At 63.2% G+C, this 15,710-nt stretch carries 15 protein-coding genes and 1 pseudogene; 14 read left to right on the top strand and 2 right to left on the bottom strand.

The features are described 5' to 3' along the window. The first annotated feature begins 182 nt into the window (after positions 1–182). From OMP40_RS07270 to OMP40_RS07300, 7 genes are all read left to right on the top strand, one after another. Entirely contained in the window at positions 183–1,214 is a 1,032-nt protein-coding gene (locus OMP40_RS07270) for a hypothetical protein (protein WP_277530349.1), read from the top strand. 31 nt (positions 1,215–1,245) lie between these two features. Further along, a complete protein-coding gene (locus OMP40_RS07275; protein WP_277530350.1) occupies positions 1,246–2,445 on the top strand; it encodes a helix-turn-helix transcriptional regulator in 1,200 nt (399 codons plus the stop codon). Between the two features lie 76 nt (positions 2,446–2,521). After that, positions 2,522–3,448: a zinc-dependent alcohol dehydrogenase gene (locus OMP40_RS07280; RefSeq protein ID WP_338131051.1), complete on the top strand. Its 927-nt coding sequence runs from the start codon at positions 2,522–2,524 to the stop codon at positions 3,446–3,448. 219 nt (positions 3,449–3,667) lie between these two features. Then, on the top strand, positions 3,668–4,603 hold the full coding sequence (locus tag OMP40_RS07285) for an AraC family transcriptional regulator (protein WP_277530352.1): 936 nt from the start codon (positions 3,668–3,670) through the stop codon (positions 4,601–4,603). A gap of 126 nt (positions 4,604–4,729) precedes the next feature. Then, a complete protein-coding gene (locus OMP40_RS07290) occupies positions 4,730–5,014 on the top strand; it encodes a hypothetical protein (protein WP_277530353.1) in 285 nt (94 codons plus the stop codon). Positions 5,015–5,186: 172 nt separating this feature from the next. After that, on the top strand, positions 5,187–5,492 hold the full coding sequence (locus OMP40_RS07295) for a hypothetical protein (RefSeq protein WP_277530356.1): 306 nt from the start codon (positions 5,187–5,189) through the stop codon (positions 5,490–5,492). Continuing rightward, positions 5,467–7,077, top strand: coding sequence for an alpha-L-rhamnosidase-related protein (locus OMP40_RS07300; protein WP_277530358.1), 1,611 nt, complete (start codon positions 5,467–5,469; stop codon positions 7,075–7,077). The genes OMP40_RS07295 and OMP40_RS07300 overlap by 26 nt, the downstream gene beginning before the upstream one ends. A 261-nt stretch (positions 7,078–7,338) precedes the next feature. Here the strand turns inward: OMP40_RS07300 and OMP40_RS07305 are convergent, their stop codons facing one another. Then, positions 7,339–7,872 carry a hypothetical protein gene (locus OMP40_RS07305; RefSeq protein ID WP_277530359.1) on the bottom strand — a complete coding sequence of 178 codons (534 nt, stop codon included), beginning with the start codon at positions 7,870–7,872 and terminating at the stop codon, positions 7,339–7,341. A gap of 174 nt (positions 7,873–8,046) precedes the next feature. Here OMP40_RS07305 and OMP40_RS07310 point away from each other — a divergent pair, with 174 nt between their 5' ends. The 4 genes and pseudogenes from OMP40_RS07310 (at position 8,047) to OMP40_RS41295 (ending at position 11,281) form a co-directional block, all read left to right on the top strand. Further along, on the top strand, positions 8,047–9,111 hold the full coding sequence (locus OMP40_RS07310) for a tripartite tricarboxylate transporter substrate binding protein (RefSeq protein ID WP_277530360.1): 1,065 nt from the start codon (positions 8,047–8,049) through the stop codon (positions 9,109–9,111). 96 nt (positions 9,112–9,207) lie between these two features. After that, a complete protein-coding gene (locus OMP40_RS07315; RefSeq protein ID WP_277530361.1) occupies positions 9,208–9,774 on the top strand; it encodes a tripartite tricarboxylate transporter TctB family protein in 567 nt (188 codons plus the stop codon). A 21-nt stretch (positions 9,775–9,795) separates the two neighbouring features. Beyond that, positions 9,796–10,557, top strand: a pseudogene (locus OMP40_RS41290) (tripartite tricarboxylate transporter permease); the annotation flags it as partial. Positions 10,558–10,630: 73 nt separating this feature from the next. Continuing rightward, complete coding sequence (locus OMP40_RS41295) at positions 10,631–11,281, top strand: tripartite tricarboxylate transporter permease (protein WP_420871949.1); 651 nt, start codon at positions 10,631–10,633, stop codon at positions 11,279–11,281. Positions 11,282–11,329: 48 nt separating this feature from the next. Here the strand turns inward: OMP40_RS41295 and OMP40_RS07325 are convergent, their stop codons facing one another. Beyond that, on the bottom strand, positions 11,330–12,259 hold the full coding sequence (locus OMP40_RS07325) for a LysR family transcriptional regulator (RefSeq protein WP_277530365.1): 930 nt from the start codon (positions 12,257–12,259) through the stop codon (positions 11,330–11,332). A gap of 186 nt (positions 12,260–12,445) precedes the next feature. On the opposite strand from OMP40_RS07325, the gene OMP40_RS07330 reads away from it, so the two are divergent. From OMP40_RS07330 to OMP40_RS07340, 3 genes are all read left to right on the top strand, one after another. Next, positions 12,446–13,126, top strand: coding sequence for a carboxymuconolactone decarboxylase family protein (locus tag OMP40_RS07330; protein ID WP_277530367.1), 681 nt, complete (start codon positions 12,446–12,448; stop codon positions 13,124–13,126). Positions 13,127–13,234: 108 nt separating this feature from the next. After that, the gene (locus OMP40_RS07335) at positions 13,235–14,509 is read left to right on the top strand and encodes an NtaA/DmoA family FMN-dependent monooxygenase (RefSeq protein WP_277530369.1); all 1,275 of its coding nucleotides are present in this window, start codon (positions 13,235–13,237) and stop codon (positions 14,507–14,509) included. Next, positions 14,394–15,584 (top strand): sulfurtransferase, encoded by a 1,191-nt coding sequence (locus tag OMP40_RS07340; protein ID WP_338131052.1) that lies wholly within the window; start codon positions 14,394–14,396, stop codon positions 15,582–15,584. Before OMP40_RS07335 ends, OMP40_RS07340 begins: the two co-directional genes overlap by 116 nt. Positions 15,585–15,710 lie beyond the last annotated feature (126 nt).

A 15,710-nucleotide genomic window follows, 5' to 3' on the forward strand; every position in this document is an offset into this window, starting at 1 on the left:
GACGCGTCCGCGCTGGCGCCGCAGGCGAAGAAAAACGCGACGATCATCCTCGCGATGATCCCGGTGCTGCTGATCTATCCGTTCGCGCAAAAGTACTTTGCCAAGGGCGTCATGCTGGGCGCGGAAAAAGGCTGATGGTAGAATAAACGGATACACCAGCGACGCGAAGGATGATGGCCTACATGAAGCGGATCGTGACGAACCTCGGCGTTCTGCAAATTTTTTTCTCCCTGCTGCTCGTCATCGCGATTATGTTCGTATCCACCTATCTCATCTACCGCAACTCCATATCCGGCATTTACGCCAAGGTCACGCAGAACAACGCGCTGGTCTTCAAGTCGGTCGTCCAGTCGTTCGACGACAGCTTCCGGACGGTGGACAACATCATTCATTCCGTTCACAGCCTGCCGCCCTCGGACAATCTGATCTCGGCGGAAGACGACAGCCTGGACATGACCAAGGTCTACACGCTGGTCAAAAATTTGTCCACGCTCATCTCTACGGTCGACTATATCGAGGAGGTCGTCGTCTTCTACGACGACGCGCGCCTCGCGATCACGTCCGAAGGCACGAGCGGCTTCGAGCGGTTCTTCGACGGCAAGTACCGGCACGACACGTACAACGCGAGTTACTGGAAAACGTATGCGTCGACCAAGCACGCGTTCAAGATTTTTCCGGCGGACAGCTTCAAGGTGCTGGACGTCAATCAGCAGCCGCGGTCCCGCAATCTGATGATTGCCTTCGGCGGCAACAAGCTCGCGACGTCCAGCAAAAACGTCATGGTCATGATCGACGTGGCCGCGCTGCTCAAGCACGTGAACCAGCAGTCGGTCATTCCCGGCGCGGCGCTCATCCTGCTGGATCAGGACCGGAATATCATCTACAGCACGGACAAGCAATGGGGACTCGTCGACGTGCTGAACGACGTCTACTTCAACGCGGACCGGGAGGCCTCGCTGACGCGCGAGAACTACGAATACAACTTCTACAAATCGGACTACAACGGATTTATTTATATCGACAAGGTGCCCTACCAGTTCCAGAATCTCAACCCGGTGACGCAGGCCAACGATTCGATCATGCTCACCGCGATCGTATGCGCCGTCGCGCTGTCCGTCTTCCTCAGCATCTACCTGAACCGTCCGGTCAAGCGGATCCTCCGGCTGCTCGGGGGGCGGGCACAGCAAGGGCAACGACTTTCGGAAAATTTATAGCGGGATCGTCAAGCTGCAGGCGGACAACGAATTGTATCGGGATCAGCTGGCGTTCGCCGACAAGGAGCTGCGCAGGGGCGTGTTCCTGCAGGCGCTCGACGAGAGCGCGCATGCCAAGGCGCACGATATCCAGCTGCAAACCTACTATCCGGCGTTGTTCGGCGAGCACTGCTTCGTCATGGTGCTGTTCCAGGCAAGACCGAGGCCGGATGCGGGAGAGGCGCCGCTGCCCGTCGAGACGATCGCGGACCGGCTGGAGGCGGGACTGCGGCGGGAAGGAGCGGAGGCCAGCGTCTTCCATGTGTCGCGCGCGGAATTCATCGCCGTCGTCGGCTTGTCGAAGCCGGAGGAGCGGGCGAGGCTGATCAAGCGGCTTCGCGGCTGCATCGCGGTGGCCGAGAAGGAAGCGCTGCTCGGCTACGACCTGTGGGCTTGCGTGAGCGAGGCGTATGCCGCGGAGATTAAAAATGCCAATCGCGGCTACCGCGACGTCATGAACGGCATGCTGTACCGGGGCGTCGGAGACGCGGCGAGCGTGCTCGACGTCGAGGAGATCGAATACGTATGGAACGTCTACTTTCCGTTCGAGAAGCTCGAGAAGCTCTCGAATTACTTGCTGAACGGCAAGCTGCAGGAGAGCGTCCAGATTATCCGGGAGACGATGGGCGAGAACGCGGCGCGCAACGTCCACCGCCACCAGCTCGTTCATATCGCCAAGTCGATGCTCTTCTACATGCTCCGGTACGCTGGGGGCTCCGCGGATATGCGCGAGGAGCTGTACGCGATCGAGACCGACTTTTGCCGCCGCGCCGAGCAGACCTTCGACTATCGCGAGCTGGAGGAGGCGTTGGTCGCGGTAGCGGGCCGCCTGTCCGCTTATGGGCGAGCGGAGCCGAAGAACAAGCTGAACTCGGCCTTTATCTCGCAATACATCGAGCTGCACTACATGGAGAATCTGTACCTGGACCAGATCGCGGCGGTCATGGAGACGACGCCCAAGTACTTCTCGAACTACTTCAAGAAGACGTTCGGCGTGAACTACGTGGAGTATCTGAACAAAGTGAGGCTATCGCACGCGCGGGATCTGCTCCGAAGCACGAGCCTGTCGATCGCCGAGATCGGGGAGAAGACGGGGTATTTGAACGCGTCGACGTTCACGACGACGTTCAAAAAGTATATGGGCGTGTCGCCGAGCGATTATCGCAAGCAAAACGATCAGCAAATCGTCTAGGCGCGAGTGAGTTGCATGCGCGCGGTTGTGAGAACATCAAAACGATCGGCAGATTTTCTAAGCGGGAGTGATAACCATGCGCGCCATTGTGACGCAGAGCGGGAACATCAAGGTGATCGAGCTGGAGCGGCCGGACCCGGCGCCTGGGCATGTGCTGGTCCGCACCGAGTACTCCGCGATCAGCCCGGGCACGGAGATGGGCTTCGTCGGCCGGGCCTCCGACGATGCCGCGGCCATCGGCTACAGCGCCGTCGGCATCGTCGAAGCGGTCGGCGAAGGCGTGGCGGACCGCCGCGTCGGCGAGCGCGTGGCCTGCTACGGCGTGCCGTACGTGCGGCACGCGGAATGGCTCGCGGTGCCGACCAACCTGACGGCCGTCGTGCCGGAAGGCGTGGCGCCGGAGGAAGCGGCCTTCGGCGGCCTGGGCGCCATCGCGGTCCACGCGCTGCGGGTCGCGGACCTGCGGTTCGGCGAGTCCGCGGTCGTCGTGGGGCTGGGCATCCTGGGCAATCTCGTGGCCCAGATCGCCCATGCGGCCGCTTGCCGCGCGGTCGGCTACGATCTGAACGCCGAGCGCGCCGATAGGCTGCGGCAGCTGGGAGGCGCGAGCGCGTACGCGGAGGCGGATGCGCTGGAGGCGGCGCTGCCGGAAGAGACCGGCGGCGCCGGAGCGGACGCGGTGCTGCTGTGCGCCAGCGGGCCGGGCGAGCCGCTCATCAATAAGGCGCTCGAGTGGGTCCGCGACCGGGGGGAAGGTCGTCATCGTCGGCGACCTGACGATGAGCTTCAGCCGCGGGCTCATGTTCGCCAAGGAAGCGCAAGTGCTCATCTCGCGCGCCGGCGGCCCCGGCCGGTACGACCCGTCGTACGAGCGGGACAACCGGGACTACCCGCTCGGCCACGTGCGATGGACCGAGGGACGGAATCTTGCGGCGTACATCCGCCTGCTGGCGGAGGGGCGAATCTCCGTGCGTCCGCTTATTACGGACGTCTACCCGCTTGAGCAGGCCGCCGAGGCATACGCGAACTACGCGGACAAGAGCACGCGGACGATCGGGACGCTGATCCGGTACGGGTAGGGAAGGTGGGGCGCGCGAGAGACTTTAGGTGCTCGGTAGACGGAACGAATCGGCTGCTTTGTGCACAGCGTCCGCGCGGACACTGTTCCTTTACGGATAGACACGGTACAATCATCTCATTCGAGACAGACAGGAGAATGACGATGCTCCCCTTCGTGCAGCTGGCGCAGTTCCGAGAGATCAGGCCACATGTCCGCTTCGCGCACTATACGGAGTTTCCGATGAAGGTGCCCTCGCGTTATTTGTTCGATCACGAAATCATTCTCGTCGAGCGCGGACGGGGCACCGTTTTTACGGAGCTGGGCGCTTTTCCGTACGGGGAGCGTTCGCTGCTGATGATTCCGCCGGGGGTCCTTCACTCGTTCAAGGACGATCCCGACGCGTCGCTCGGGCATGCGCATCGGGCGATTCATTTCGACTGGGAACCGCAAGCGGTAGATGGCCTCCTTCACATTGTCGGGGATCGGGAAGGGCCGATTTACCGGGATGAGCTTCCGAGTGAAGCGGCCAAGCTGGCCTCGCTATGGCTGCCGAATATGGTGCGGATCGACGGGGCGAGCGAGGAGACCGTCGCGCTCGTCGAGCAGGTCGTCGAAGCGTTCCGCCAAGACGGGCCGCTGCGGAAGCTGGAGCTGCAGGCCCTGTTCCTGCGGCTGCTGTTCGTCTTGTCGCGGCAGCTTCAGGACGGATACGTCGTCTGCGCGCCGCTGACCGACCGGAAGACGGGCAGGCCGCGAGACCGCTCGGATATCACGAAGTACATCTTGCGCATGCACGATGCCGTCGGGCAAACCCCCGTTACCGATGACATTTTAAATCAATGGCAGGAGACGGTGTTTTTCAGCGCGCCGCATTTCCACCGGTTATTTAAGGAGCAGACGGGCTTCACGCCTCATGAATATTTCACCAAGCTTAGGATGGAAAAGGGAGCCAAGCTGCTGCTTAGCACGGATCTCCTGGTACAGGAAGTCGCATACGCTTGCGGCTATGAAGACAGCCGGTATTTCAGCCGGCTTTTCCGCAAGCACGAAGGGGTCAGCCCGAATCCATACCGTCGCGTTTTCCTCCATCGGGATTAACCGTCTCTCCTCGAACCCAATAACTGAAATGATTTATTTGTCCACCTAAAATGAAAGCTGCGGCCTCCTGCGTGCTTCCGTCCGGTTGATACAATCGGCATAAGCAACGACAAGGAGGCTTCTTGCATGAAGAACGTACCGTGTTTGTGGCATCCATCGCCTTCTCGCGCGCAAAACGTCTATGTCCTTTTCCAAACGGCATTGGCGCTTGAGGAAGCGGACGATTGGCAGCTGAACGTATTCGGCAGCAGCCTGTACCGCGTTTATGTAGACGGGGAGGAAATCGCGGAGGGGCCGGCGCGGTTTTCCCCGAGCACCCGGAGTACGACGTTTACGCCTTCAATATGCCCGCCGGACGCCGTATCCTGTCCGTCATCGTGCACGATTACGGCGTCCATACGCGCATTTTGATGGGGGGGGATCCATCCCTTTCTGCAGTGCCGGGCGACCGGGAAAAAAGGGCAGATTCCGCTGGCGTGGAGGTGCAAGGAGCTGGACGCTTTCGAGCCGATCGACCGTCGGGTCAACGGGCAGCTCGGCTGGATGGAAAGCTGCGACACCAGGCGGCTGCCGGATTTGCGCCGTGCGTTCGACGGGGGAAGGGTGGCTGGAGGCGCTCGAAATCGAGCATCCGCTCGGGGATGCCGCTTACCGTCCCAGTACGGTCGGGGATTGCCTCCGGCTGCCGGTGGCGGCAACCGAGATCGCGCGCGGCACGTATGCCGACCGATTCGGGTACGCGAACGACGATCCGCCGGTGCGATTCGTGAGCCGGGATTTGCAGCCGCAATTGCCGGACGACGGCGTATGGGTGCGGTTCGACCTCGGCAAGATCGGCTTGTATCGCCCGTGCATCGCGATCGATGTGCCGCGGGGGGACCATCGTTGAAGCGGGCTACGCCGAATCGCTCACCGACGGACGGGTATTCCCGGTCATCCCGCTGTCGGCCAGCACGTCCTGTCACGTCGACCGATGGATCGCCGCCGGCGGGCCGCAGCGGCTGCTCACGTTTGCGCCGCGCGGCTTCCGCTTCATCGAGGTTCATATCGCAGCCGCCCCGACCGACGTGATTTCGCTTCAAGCGGAAGGCCTGCAGCGCACCCGCTACGGCGAATCGGCCGCGACCTTCCACTGCAGCGACGCGCGGCTGAACGACATCTGGCGGCTTGGCGCAGATACGCTGCGCGCCTGCGCCGAGGACGCGCTGATCGATACGCCGACGAGAGAGCGTGGGCAATGGATCGGCGATGCCGCCGTCATCGGCATGGAAGTGCTTGGCGTCACCTTCGGGGATCTCGAGCTCGTTCGCCGGGGGCTGCAGCAGGCATCCTACCGCCGCAGGCACGACGGATTGGCGGCGGGTCTTTGTCCCGGACAGGAGGCTTACTTGACGACGTACGCGCTCTATTGGATCGACGGCTGCTTCCGCTACGCCAGGCTGACCGGGGACAACAGCCTCCTGGAAGAATGCTACGAGACGGCAGCGCGCACGATCGATTACTTTTTCGCACACATGACGCCGCGAGGCACGCTTCCTTCCGCGGACACCTGGGACTTCATCGACTGGGGACACGCCGTCGCGCCCGGCGAGATCAACGTCAGTCTGAATCTGACGCTGCTGAATACGCTGGGGCAAATGGCGGCATGGGAGCAGGCACGAGGCTTGCACGATAATGCGAAGAAACGCCGGGAACAGCGTGAACAAATAGGCCGAATCGTGGCGCAGCACTACCGGTCGGCGGATGGGCTGCTGGCCAAATCGGTGCCGGCCGAGGCGCTATCGTCGCCGGAAACGAGGCAGGCAGGTTATCACGCGACCGTCCTCGGCCTGCTATACGGTTTGTTCAACGAGGATACGAAGACACGCGCCGTCGCGTTCATCAAACGGCATATGCTGAGCTGCTTTCCGAACGATCCCGACGCGCCGCGGCTTGCGCACCCTTCGGCCGATCACGAGCGGCTCATCACCCCGAGCTTCTCCCACTTTTCCCTGCAGGCATTGTGGGAGGCGGGGGGGAGGCAGACTTTGTGCTGGAGCAGTACCGGACGTGCTGGGGGGTGGATGCTGGACCAGGGCGTCACGACGCTGCTCGAGGTGTTCGATACCCGCTGGAGCCACTGCCATGCGTGGTCCGCTTCGCCGACCTGGCAGCTGTCGCGGTATTCGCTCGGCCTCATCCCGGAGCCGGGCGGGGACCTTTGGCGTTACCGGCTGCGGTTTCAGCCGGGCACGCTTGCGTATGCCTCCGGCAGCGTGCCGCTGCTGGCGGACAAGGGCATGCTCCATGTTAAATGGAAACGGATCGCGCCGGGACAATGGGAATACGAGCTGCGCGCCGATCGTCCGATTCGCGTGTCGCTTGAAGGGGCGCGCGCGATCCGGCATATGGTGCTGGACGGCGAAGAGACCGCGCCGAATACGCTGCTCGAAGTGCAGGAGCGCCTGGTGCTGAAGTATACCGACGTTAAATAAGCGGTGATTGATTAACGTGATTCAGTTGCGAAGACGAAATTGCCGAGCGTGAACCCCCCTGCCTCGTAGCGGACTGACGCCGTAATGTCTCCAATGTATTGGGGCTCTACCCGACCGTCGATCGAGAGACCGATCGCGGCCTTCAGGGTTATCGTCTCCTCCGTCGCTTGGAAATACACGATAGCGCCGTAGCCCAGTTTCTCCTTGATCGCCTCGGCCCCATACTCATCGACGAACGCGCTTAAATCAACCTCATACTTTTTATCCCCGGCCGCGATGCGTCCGAGCCATTTGCCCGCCTGTTCCGTTTTCTCGAACGAGAGCGCATCCCCCCAGCTGTGCCAGGTAATCCTCCTCCTGGAACGCATGGTCGGCAAATGGCCGCTCGCCTGCGCCGTCCGTTTCCGTCAACTCCACGACATGGAGCTCGTCCAGGAGCAAGCCCGTCCCCGAGCCCAGCTCCAGCACGGCCGCCAGCTCGTCGTCGCCGTCATGATCGTAGTCGGCGATCGTCAGCGCCGGCATCACGCCCCGGACGGTCGAGTACCTCCAGTCCATCGTCTGCCGCTTATCTCCGACGGCGAGAATCGCGTTTTTTGCCGTGTCCGCATATAGGTAGACGTCCTTGTCAGGTATGGAGGCGACCGGCGTCATGCCGGCGGTCTTATTTTCGGGCGTCTCGCTCGCCGGATCTCGCCCGGGCGCCTCGGCCGTCGAGCATGCGGATAGAAGCGTCAGGATCGCAGCGGCGCCGCCCAAGCCCTTCCAGCCCTTCTTATATTCAAGTCTAGCCAATCGCTTCCCCCTCCTAGGCGTTTTCCATATAGACGGCGAGAGGCGGTTACGGGTTCAGGCGATTCACTTTTTTCGATATTTGCTATTCTTTATTTCATCTTTACATCATCTGAGGTCGCCTACTATAATCTGATTAATCCGAGTAACTTACATGGATAATTGGAGGGGACCTAGATGAAAAAGAAATTCCGATTCGCCGCCCTTGGCGCGGCTCTCTTGTTAACGACGGTGCTGGGCGCCTGCGGTAACAACAATAACAACGCGTCGGGCGGCGCTTCGAGCGAAGCGGCACCGTCCAGCAGCGCGCCGGCTTCTGCCAGCGCCAGTGCAAGCGGGAGCGCTTCTTCCGGCGGCACCGACTACCCGACCAAGACCATTCAAATTTACGTACCGTTCTCCGCGGGCGGCGCGTCGGACCTGGCGGTCCGGGCGCTCCAGCCGAAGCTCGAGTCCGTGCTCGGGCAGAAGGTCGAAGTCATCGACAAGCCGGGCGGCGCCGGCGCGCTCTCGATGAACGAAGTGCTCAAGGCCAAGCCGGACGGCTACACCGTGGGCTTCGTAACGGTCGGCCCCGGCATCATCACGCCGCTGTCGTCCGACGTCGGCTACACGACAGCCGACTTCGACGCGGTAGGCGGCTTCATGGACAACCCGTACGCGCTTGCCGTATCGGCCTCCAGCTCCTACAAGACGCTGCAAGAGCTGGTCGATGCGATCAAGGCCAAGCCGAACACGATCAAGATCGGCACGACGGGCCCGTCTTCGCCGTCCTTCATCGGCCTCGAGCAGTTCGCCAAGACGCAGGACCTCAAGTTCCAGCTCGTGCCGTTCAACGGCGGCGTCGACGCGGTCAACGCGCTGCTCGGCGGCAACGTGGACGCGATCGTTAACGTCGACTCGGAAATTCTGTCGTACGTGAAGGACAACAAGTTCCGTCCGCTCGCCATCGTCACCAAGAAGCGCTCCGCGATTCTGCCGGACGTCCAGACCTCAGACGAGCAGAACCTCGGCGGCCTCACGTTCGCGCCGCCTCCGGGCGGGCTGTTCGTACCGAAGGGCACGCCGGCCGACGTCGTCGCCAAGCTCGAGGACGCCCTCAAGCAAGCGACCGCCGACGCCGACGTGAAGAAGAGCTTCGACAACATTTTCATCGAGCCGATCTTCACGTCGGCCGCCGACTTCCGCAAAGCCTACGACGACGCGCTGGGCTACTACCAGGAAAATCTCAAGAAGTCCTGATTCCTCATTTCAAATTCATGAAGGCAACGATGCCGAGCGCCAAGCGGACCAACCGCGCGCGCTCGGCCTTCCTGCCTGGAAAAGGGTGCGAAACCGATGAATACGCCTAGAATACGCACAGCCGCCCTGTGGCCCAGCGCCGTCCCGCTCGGCATCGGTGTCTACTTTCTTTTTTTATCCGCGCGGATGAAGTTCGGCAGCTGGCAGAATCCCGGACCCGGCCTGTGGCCGACCTGCCTGTCCGTCCTCATCGTGCTGGTATCGCTGGGGCTGCTCGCGCTGGCGCTGCGCAAGAAACCCGCCGCCGGGACGATACACCGACTTCAGGAGCATGTCCACCACGTTCCCGGTACCGACGACGCCGCGCTGGAGGCTGCCTGGGAGCGGACGGAGGGCGCCGAAGAAGAAGGCTTTACGCGCAATTCCCGTTATCCGCTGTACGCCGTCCTCGGCCTGGCTGCGTTTATCCTGCTGTTCGAGCGGTTCGGGCTGTCGCTGCCGTGCCTCGCGCTGCTGCTGTTCTGGACGAAGCTGCTCGGCAAGGAGCGCTGGCGCGTCGCGGTGCCCGTGTCGGTCGGGCTCACCGCGCTGATCTACCTGATTTTCGGCTGGGGCCTCGAGGTCCCGTTCCCCCACGACATTCTGCTGTCCGGCGCGAGGTAGCCCATGGATACGTTGAATGCGATGGCCTCCGGCTTCGAAGTCGCCCTGTCCTGGCACAATCTCTTGTACTGCCTCATCGGCGTGCTGGTCGGCAACATCGTCGGCGTGCTGCCGGGCCTCGGCCCGACCGCTACGATCTCGCTGCTCCTGCCGTTCGCCTTCACGCTGCCGCCCGAGAGCTCGATCATCATGATGGCGGGCATCTACTACGGCGCCATGTACGGCGGGTCCATCACCTCGACGCTGCTCGATCTGCCGGGCGAAGCCGCGTCGGTCGTCACGACGTTCGACGGCTACCAGATGACCAAGCAAGGCCGGGCGGGCATCGCGCTCGGCATCGCCGCGATCGGCTCCTTCGTCGCGGGCACGCTGGCCGTCATCGGGCTGAGCTTCCTGGCGCCGGGGCTGGCAAACTTCGCGGTGAAGTTCGGCGCGCCCGAGTACGCGGTGCTGACGTCGCTCGGCATTCTGCTGGTCGCGTACCTTGGGACCAAGTCGTTTCTGAAAAGCGCGGTGTGCGCCGCGTTCGGCCTGCTGCTTGCGACGATCGGACAGGACCCGATCACGGGCTCGATTCGCCTGACGTTCGGCTCGAACCATCTGCTCGGCGGCATCGACTTCGCGGCGATGGCGATGGGCGTATTCGGCGTCGGCGAGATTCTGTACAACCTCGAGCACCTGTCCAAAGGCACGCTGAAGCAGACCAAGGTCGGGCGCGTGTGGCCGACGGTCAAGGATTTCGCGCAGGCGAAGTGGGCGATCGTGCGGGGCTCGGTCATCGGTTTCTTCGTCGGCATCCTGCCCGGCGGGGGGCTCGATCATCGCGACGGTCGCCTCGTACGGCGTGGAGAAAAGGGTGTCGAAGACGCCGGAGCGCTTCGGCAAAGGCGCCATCGAGGGCGTCGCGGGACCGGAGTCGGCGAACAACGCGGCGGCCGGCGCGGCGTTTATCCCGCTGCTGACGCTGGGCATCCCGTCGGACGCGGTCATGGCGCTCATCTTCGGCACGCTGCTGCTGAACGGCATCACGCCGGGACCGCAGCTGATCGGCGAGCATCCGGACCTGTTCTGGGGCGTCGTGTCGTCGATGTACATCGGCAACGCGCTCCTGCTGCTGCTGAACCTGCCGTTCGTCGGCCTGTTCATCCAGCTGCTGCGGGTGCGGAGCAGCATTCTGATGGCGTTCGCGGTCGTGCTGACGCTCATCGGCGTCTACAGCCTGGGCAACGACAGCTTCAACATGGGCGTCGTGTTGTTCTTCGGAGTATTGGGTTATCTGATGCGAAAAGCGGGCTTCGACCCGGCGCCGATGGTGCTGGCGTTCGTGCTCGGCAAGATTCTGGAGGGCGCGTTCCGCCAATCGCTTATCATGTCCAACGGCGACTTCGCCATCTTCGCGACGCGTCCGCTGTCCGGCGGCCTGCTCGGGCTGACGGCGCTGGGCGTGCTATACGCCGTGGCGAGTCGGCTGTGGAAGGCGCGGCGGCGCAGCGGCGGCCGGGAGTGAAGGGCTGAAGTAAGCGCAGGGCAGGGGCGACGATAACGACTTCGCGCCTCAGGCGGGCGAGGCTTCCGCGATCGCAGGCGCTTCTGCGCGCTCGCTCAACCGGCCGAGCTCCTCGGCCAGAAAGGCCGATAGCTTGCGCGCTGCGGCGCTCAGCAGGCGCGTGTCCTTCTTCATGAGCAGGCCGGTCGTGAGGCCGGCGTCCAGATCCTCGATGGCGCGGACGATCGTGCCTTCGGGCGGAGGCGTCACGGTGATGCGCGGCACGGCGGCAATGCCGTATTCGACATGGACGTAATACTTGAGCGCGGCCATGTTGCCGATCTCGATCTTGCGGTACGGCGTGCCGCCTCGCTCGTGCAGCGCGGTCTCCAGCTTGCGGCGGAACGGGCAAGTGGCGTTGGTCAGCAGAATCTGTTCGCCGCGCAAGTCCGCAAGGCGGATGCGATGCTGCTTGGCCAGCGGATGCGCGGCCGGCAGCAGCAGCACGATGTCCTCGACGTAGAGCGGCTCGAACGTCGTGCCGAGTCCGCTGTCCGGCGTCGCGCAGATGGCGAAGTCGACCGAGCCGTCGCTGACGAGCTGGTTGAACATATGGCTGTTGTGGATGCGAAGATGAATGTCCACGTTCGGATACGCGTCGGCGAACCGCTTCAGCAGCGCCGGAATGCGATAGCTGGCCGCGGGTTCCATGATGCCGACGTTCACGGCGCCCTTTTCCCCGTCGTTCAGGTCGGTCATCGTCTGCTGAAGCTCGTAGTAATCGCGCAGCAGCCGGTCGCTCTTGGCGATGAACAGCTCGCCCGCCTGCGTGAGCCGCAGCTTCTTGCCCCGCTCGAGCAGCTTGACGCCGAGGCTGTCCTCGAGATTCTGAATCTGCTTGGTGATCGTGGACTGGGCGTACTGCAGCTCCTGCGCCGCCTTTTGGAAGCTCCCCGTCCGCACGATCGTCTGAAAGGTCGATATGCCGCGAATGTCCATGGTCGTTCCTCCCGGGATGACTGTAAGTGAAAAATGACGATTCGATAAAAGGAAATGGACGCATTCGATAATTCAATTATTCAAAACCGATTATGCGTGTTATTATAGCACCAATTACCGATTAATCGCACCTATATACAAGGAAATATTGCGAGGACCGCTCGCCCACATTGAAGGAGGCACCCCATGACCGTATCCGCTGAACAGGACAGCCTTTATGCGAGGTCTTATTTTCCCAGATACGCTCCAAAATTCGTGCCGCACGCGCCAGAGGCGTTCAAGGCGTTCGGCGAGTTCAACAAGGCGGCCATGCAGGAAGGCGCGCTAAGCGCCAAGCTGAAGGAGATCATCGCGATCGCGTCGGCGCATGCGACGGGCTGCCCGTACTGCATCGACCTGCACGTCGCTGCGGGCCGCAAGCTGCAGGCTTCGAAGGAAGAGGTCGTCGAAGCGATCGGCGTCAGCGCGCTCGTGAAGGGCGGATCGGCGCTGTACCACGGCATCAATGCGCTGAATGCGTACGAGGAATCGCCTGCGGACGACCTGTATGCGCGCGAGAATCTGACGAAGCTGGAGGCGTTGGAGGCGGTCAACGAGGAGCTGTATACGGCATTCGTGTCGTTCGGCCGGGAAGTGCTGACGCCCAGAAGCCTCGGCGCGAAGGACAAGTCGCTCGTTGCGGTCGCGATCGCGCATATCGAGGGCTGCGCCTACAGCATCGAGTATTATACGAAGCTCGCCAAGTCGGAGGGCGCGTCGCTGGCGGAGCTCGCGGAGACGATCGTGGTGGCCGGCGCGCTCAAGGCGGGCTCGGCGATGGCGCATCGGGTGAACGCCTATATCGCGTACGAGCGGGCGGGCGAGTAAAGGGACGGACGGGCCGGTAAGGGGCGGACTGGCAAAGAAACTGGCAGGCCGTGTGGCAGGCCATGAAGGCAGAATACGCTCGCGACGAGCTTTCGAGAGGTGAAGGGCATGACGGATACGAATCGGAAAATGCACATCGGCGCGGCGCTGCTCGCAACGGGGGAGCAGATGGCGTCCTGGCTGTATCCCGGCACGCCGGCGGACGGAGCGACGAACCTCGCGCATTACCGTCATATGGTGGAGAAGGCGGAGGCCGGCAAGCTCGACTTCGCGTTTATCGCGGACGGTCTCTTCATTAACGAGGTGAGCATGCCGCAGTACCTCGACCGCCTGGAGCCGGTGACGACACTGTCGGCGCTGTCGGCCTACTCGTCGCGCATCGGCCTGGTGGGCACGGTATCGGCGACGTACAGCGAACCGTTTACGGTGGCGCGGCAGTTCGCTTCGCTCGATCACCTGAGCGGCGGCCGCGCGGGGTGGAATCTCGTGACGTCGGCGCTGGACGGCGCCGCGCTCAACCATAGCCGCGAGCGCCATCCTGCGCACGGCGAGCGGTACGAACGGGCGTCCGAGCATCTGAAGGTGGTGCGCGGGCTGTGGGATTCATGGGAAGAGGACGCGTTCTCGCGGGACAAGGAGAGCGGCGTCTTCTTCGATCCGGACAAGATGCACCGGCTCGATCATCAGGGCAAGCACTTCGCGGTCCAGGGGCCGCTCAACATCCGGCGTTCGCCGCAGGGGTACCCCGTCGTCTTTCAGGCGGGGTCCTCGGAGGCCGGCAAGGAGCTGGCGGCCGAAGGCGCGGACGCGGTGTTCACCGGCATGGGCGGGGTGCAGACGGTCGAAGCGTCCAAGCGATTCTATGACGACGTGAAGGGGCGGCTCTCCAAATATGGGCGGCGGCGGGACGAGCTGCTCATTCTGCCCGGCATCGCGCCGGTCGTCGGCGCGACGCAGGAAGAGGCCGAGGCGAAGTACGAGCGGATCGCGGGACTCATCAGCATCGAGAACGCGCTTCGCTACCTGGGACGCTGGTTCAACCATCACGACTTCACGCAGTATCCGCTCGACGAGCCATTTCCCGACCTGGGGGGATGTCGGCAGCGAGAACTACAAGAGCGTCACCGACAACATCAAGCGGCAGGCGCGCGAAGAAGGCTTAACGCTTCGCCAGGCTGCGCTCCGCAACGCGACGCCGAAGGGGCCGCTCGTCGGGACGCCGGAGCGGATCGCGGACGTGCTGGAGGAGTTCTTCCGGGCGGAGGCGGTGGACGGGTTCATCATCCTCGGGCATGTGCTACCGGAGGGGATCGACGACTTCGTCGACCACGTCGTGCCGATCCTGCAGCGGCGCGGGCTGTTCCGAGAGGAATACGAGCATGATACGCTGCGCGGACACTTGGGATTGGCGGTGCCGAAGAATCGGTATGCGGAGGCGCGCAAGTATGCGGAGGCGCGGGAGAAGGAAGAGGGGCAGGCTATCCCGCTGAGTCAGCAAATCGCGGAGCAGGGGAAAGCAGCGGGGCAGGCAGCGCCGACGAACCAAACGACCGCTGAGCGGAAAAAGGAAGCGGAGGGGGGAGCGGGTATGAGCAAGTACGTGATCGCGGCGGAGGAGCTGGCGGCGAGGCTTGGCGAGCCGAGACTGGTCGTCGCGGACTGCCGGTTTGTGCTCGGGCAGCCCGATGCGGGCCGCGCGGCTTATGAAGAGGCGCACATTCCGGGCGCCGTATACCTGGACCTGGAGCGGAACCTGTCCGCTCCGGTCGGGGAGCACGGCGGGCGGCATCCGCTGCCCGCGTTGGACGCGCTGGCCGCGGCGCTCGGCAGGGCCGGCATCGGCGCGGGCACGACGGTCGTCGCGTACGACGACCAGGGCGGCGCGATGGCATCGCGGCTGTGGTGGCTGCTGCGCTATGCAGGCCACGACGCCGTGCGCGTGCTCGACGGCGGCTTTGCGGGCTGGCGTCGCGCGGGCTACGCCGTGACGGCGGAGACGCCGGGCGTCGCGTCGGCGACGTTCGTGCCGTCGCTGCGGCCGCAGCTGCTAGCGGACGTGGACCGCGTGCGCGAAGTCGTGGCGGCGAAGGCGGCTGGAGCCTTAGGGTCGGAGGCTGCCGCGGCCGTCGCGCTCATCGATTCGCGCGACGGCGCCCGATACCGCGGCGAAGTCGAGCCGATCGACCGCAAGGCCGGCCACATCCCGGGCGCGATCAACCGCCCCTTCGGCGAAGGCCGCGACGCCGACGGCAAGTGGAAGTCCGCCGCCGCGCAGCGCGAACGCTTCGCCGACCTCAGTCAGGACGGCGAAGTCATCGTCTATTGCGGCTCGGGCGTCACCGCCACGCCGAACGTCATGGCGCTGCTGGAAGCGGGCTTCACGAATGTGAAGCTGTATGCGGGAAGCTGGAGCGATTGGATTTCATTTAGCGACAACCCAATCGCGACAGGGAGTTAAGAATAACCGAAGGACAACTAGCAGTACTTTCGTTATGAATACACTGTCATGTAGCCCCAGGGCTATGGCGGTGTATTTTTCATGGCTGGAATCAACAAGAAGTCAACAACCATGCCTTTAAGTAAT

Origin of the sequence: Cohnella rhizosphaerae (assembly GCF_029525575.1) — a bacterium.
GTDB classification, from domain to species: Bacteria; Bacillota; Bacilli; order Paenibacillales; family Paenibacillaceae; genus Cohnella; species Cohnella rhizosphaerae.

Coding starts and splice junctions, on each gene's coding strand:
- OMP40_RS07270 (WP_277530349.1), top strand. CDS start 183: ATGAAGCGGATCGTGACGAACCTCGGCGTTCTGCAAATTTTTTTCTCC.
- OMP40_RS07280 (WP_338131051.1), top strand. CDS start 2,522: ATGCGCGCCATTGTGACGCAGAGCGGGAACATCAAGGTGATCGAGCTG.
- OMP40_RS07285 (WP_277530352.1), top strand. CDS start 3,668: ATGCTCCCCTTCGTGCAGCTGGCGCAGTTCCGAGAGATCAGGCCACAT.
- OMP40_RS07290 (WP_277530353.1), top strand. CDS start 4,730: ATGAAGAACGTACCGTGTTTGTGGCATCCATCGCCTTCTCGCGCGCAA.
- OMP40_RS07300 (WP_277530358.1), top strand. CDS start 5,467: ATGTGCCGCGGGGGGACCATCGTTGAAGCGGGCTACGCCGAATCGCTC.
- OMP40_RS07310 (WP_277530360.1), top strand. CDS start 8,047: ATGAAAAAGAAATTCCGATTCGCCGCCCTTGGCGCGGCTCTCTTGTTA.
- OMP40_RS07315 (WP_277530361.1), top strand. CDS start 9,208: ATGAATACGCCTAGAATACGCACAGCCGCCCTGTGGCCCAGCGCCGTC.
- OMP40_RS07325 (WP_277530365.1), bottom strand. CDS start 12,259: ATGGACATTCGCGGCATATCGACCTTTCAGACGATCGTGCGGACGGGG.
- OMP40_RS07330 (WP_277530367.1), top strand. CDS start 12,446: ATGACCGTATCCGCTGAACAGGACAGCCTTTATGCGAGGTCTTATTTT.
- OMP40_RS07335 (WP_277530369.1), top strand. CDS start 13,235: ATGACGGATACGAATCGGAAAATGCACATCGGCGCGGCGCTGCTCGCA.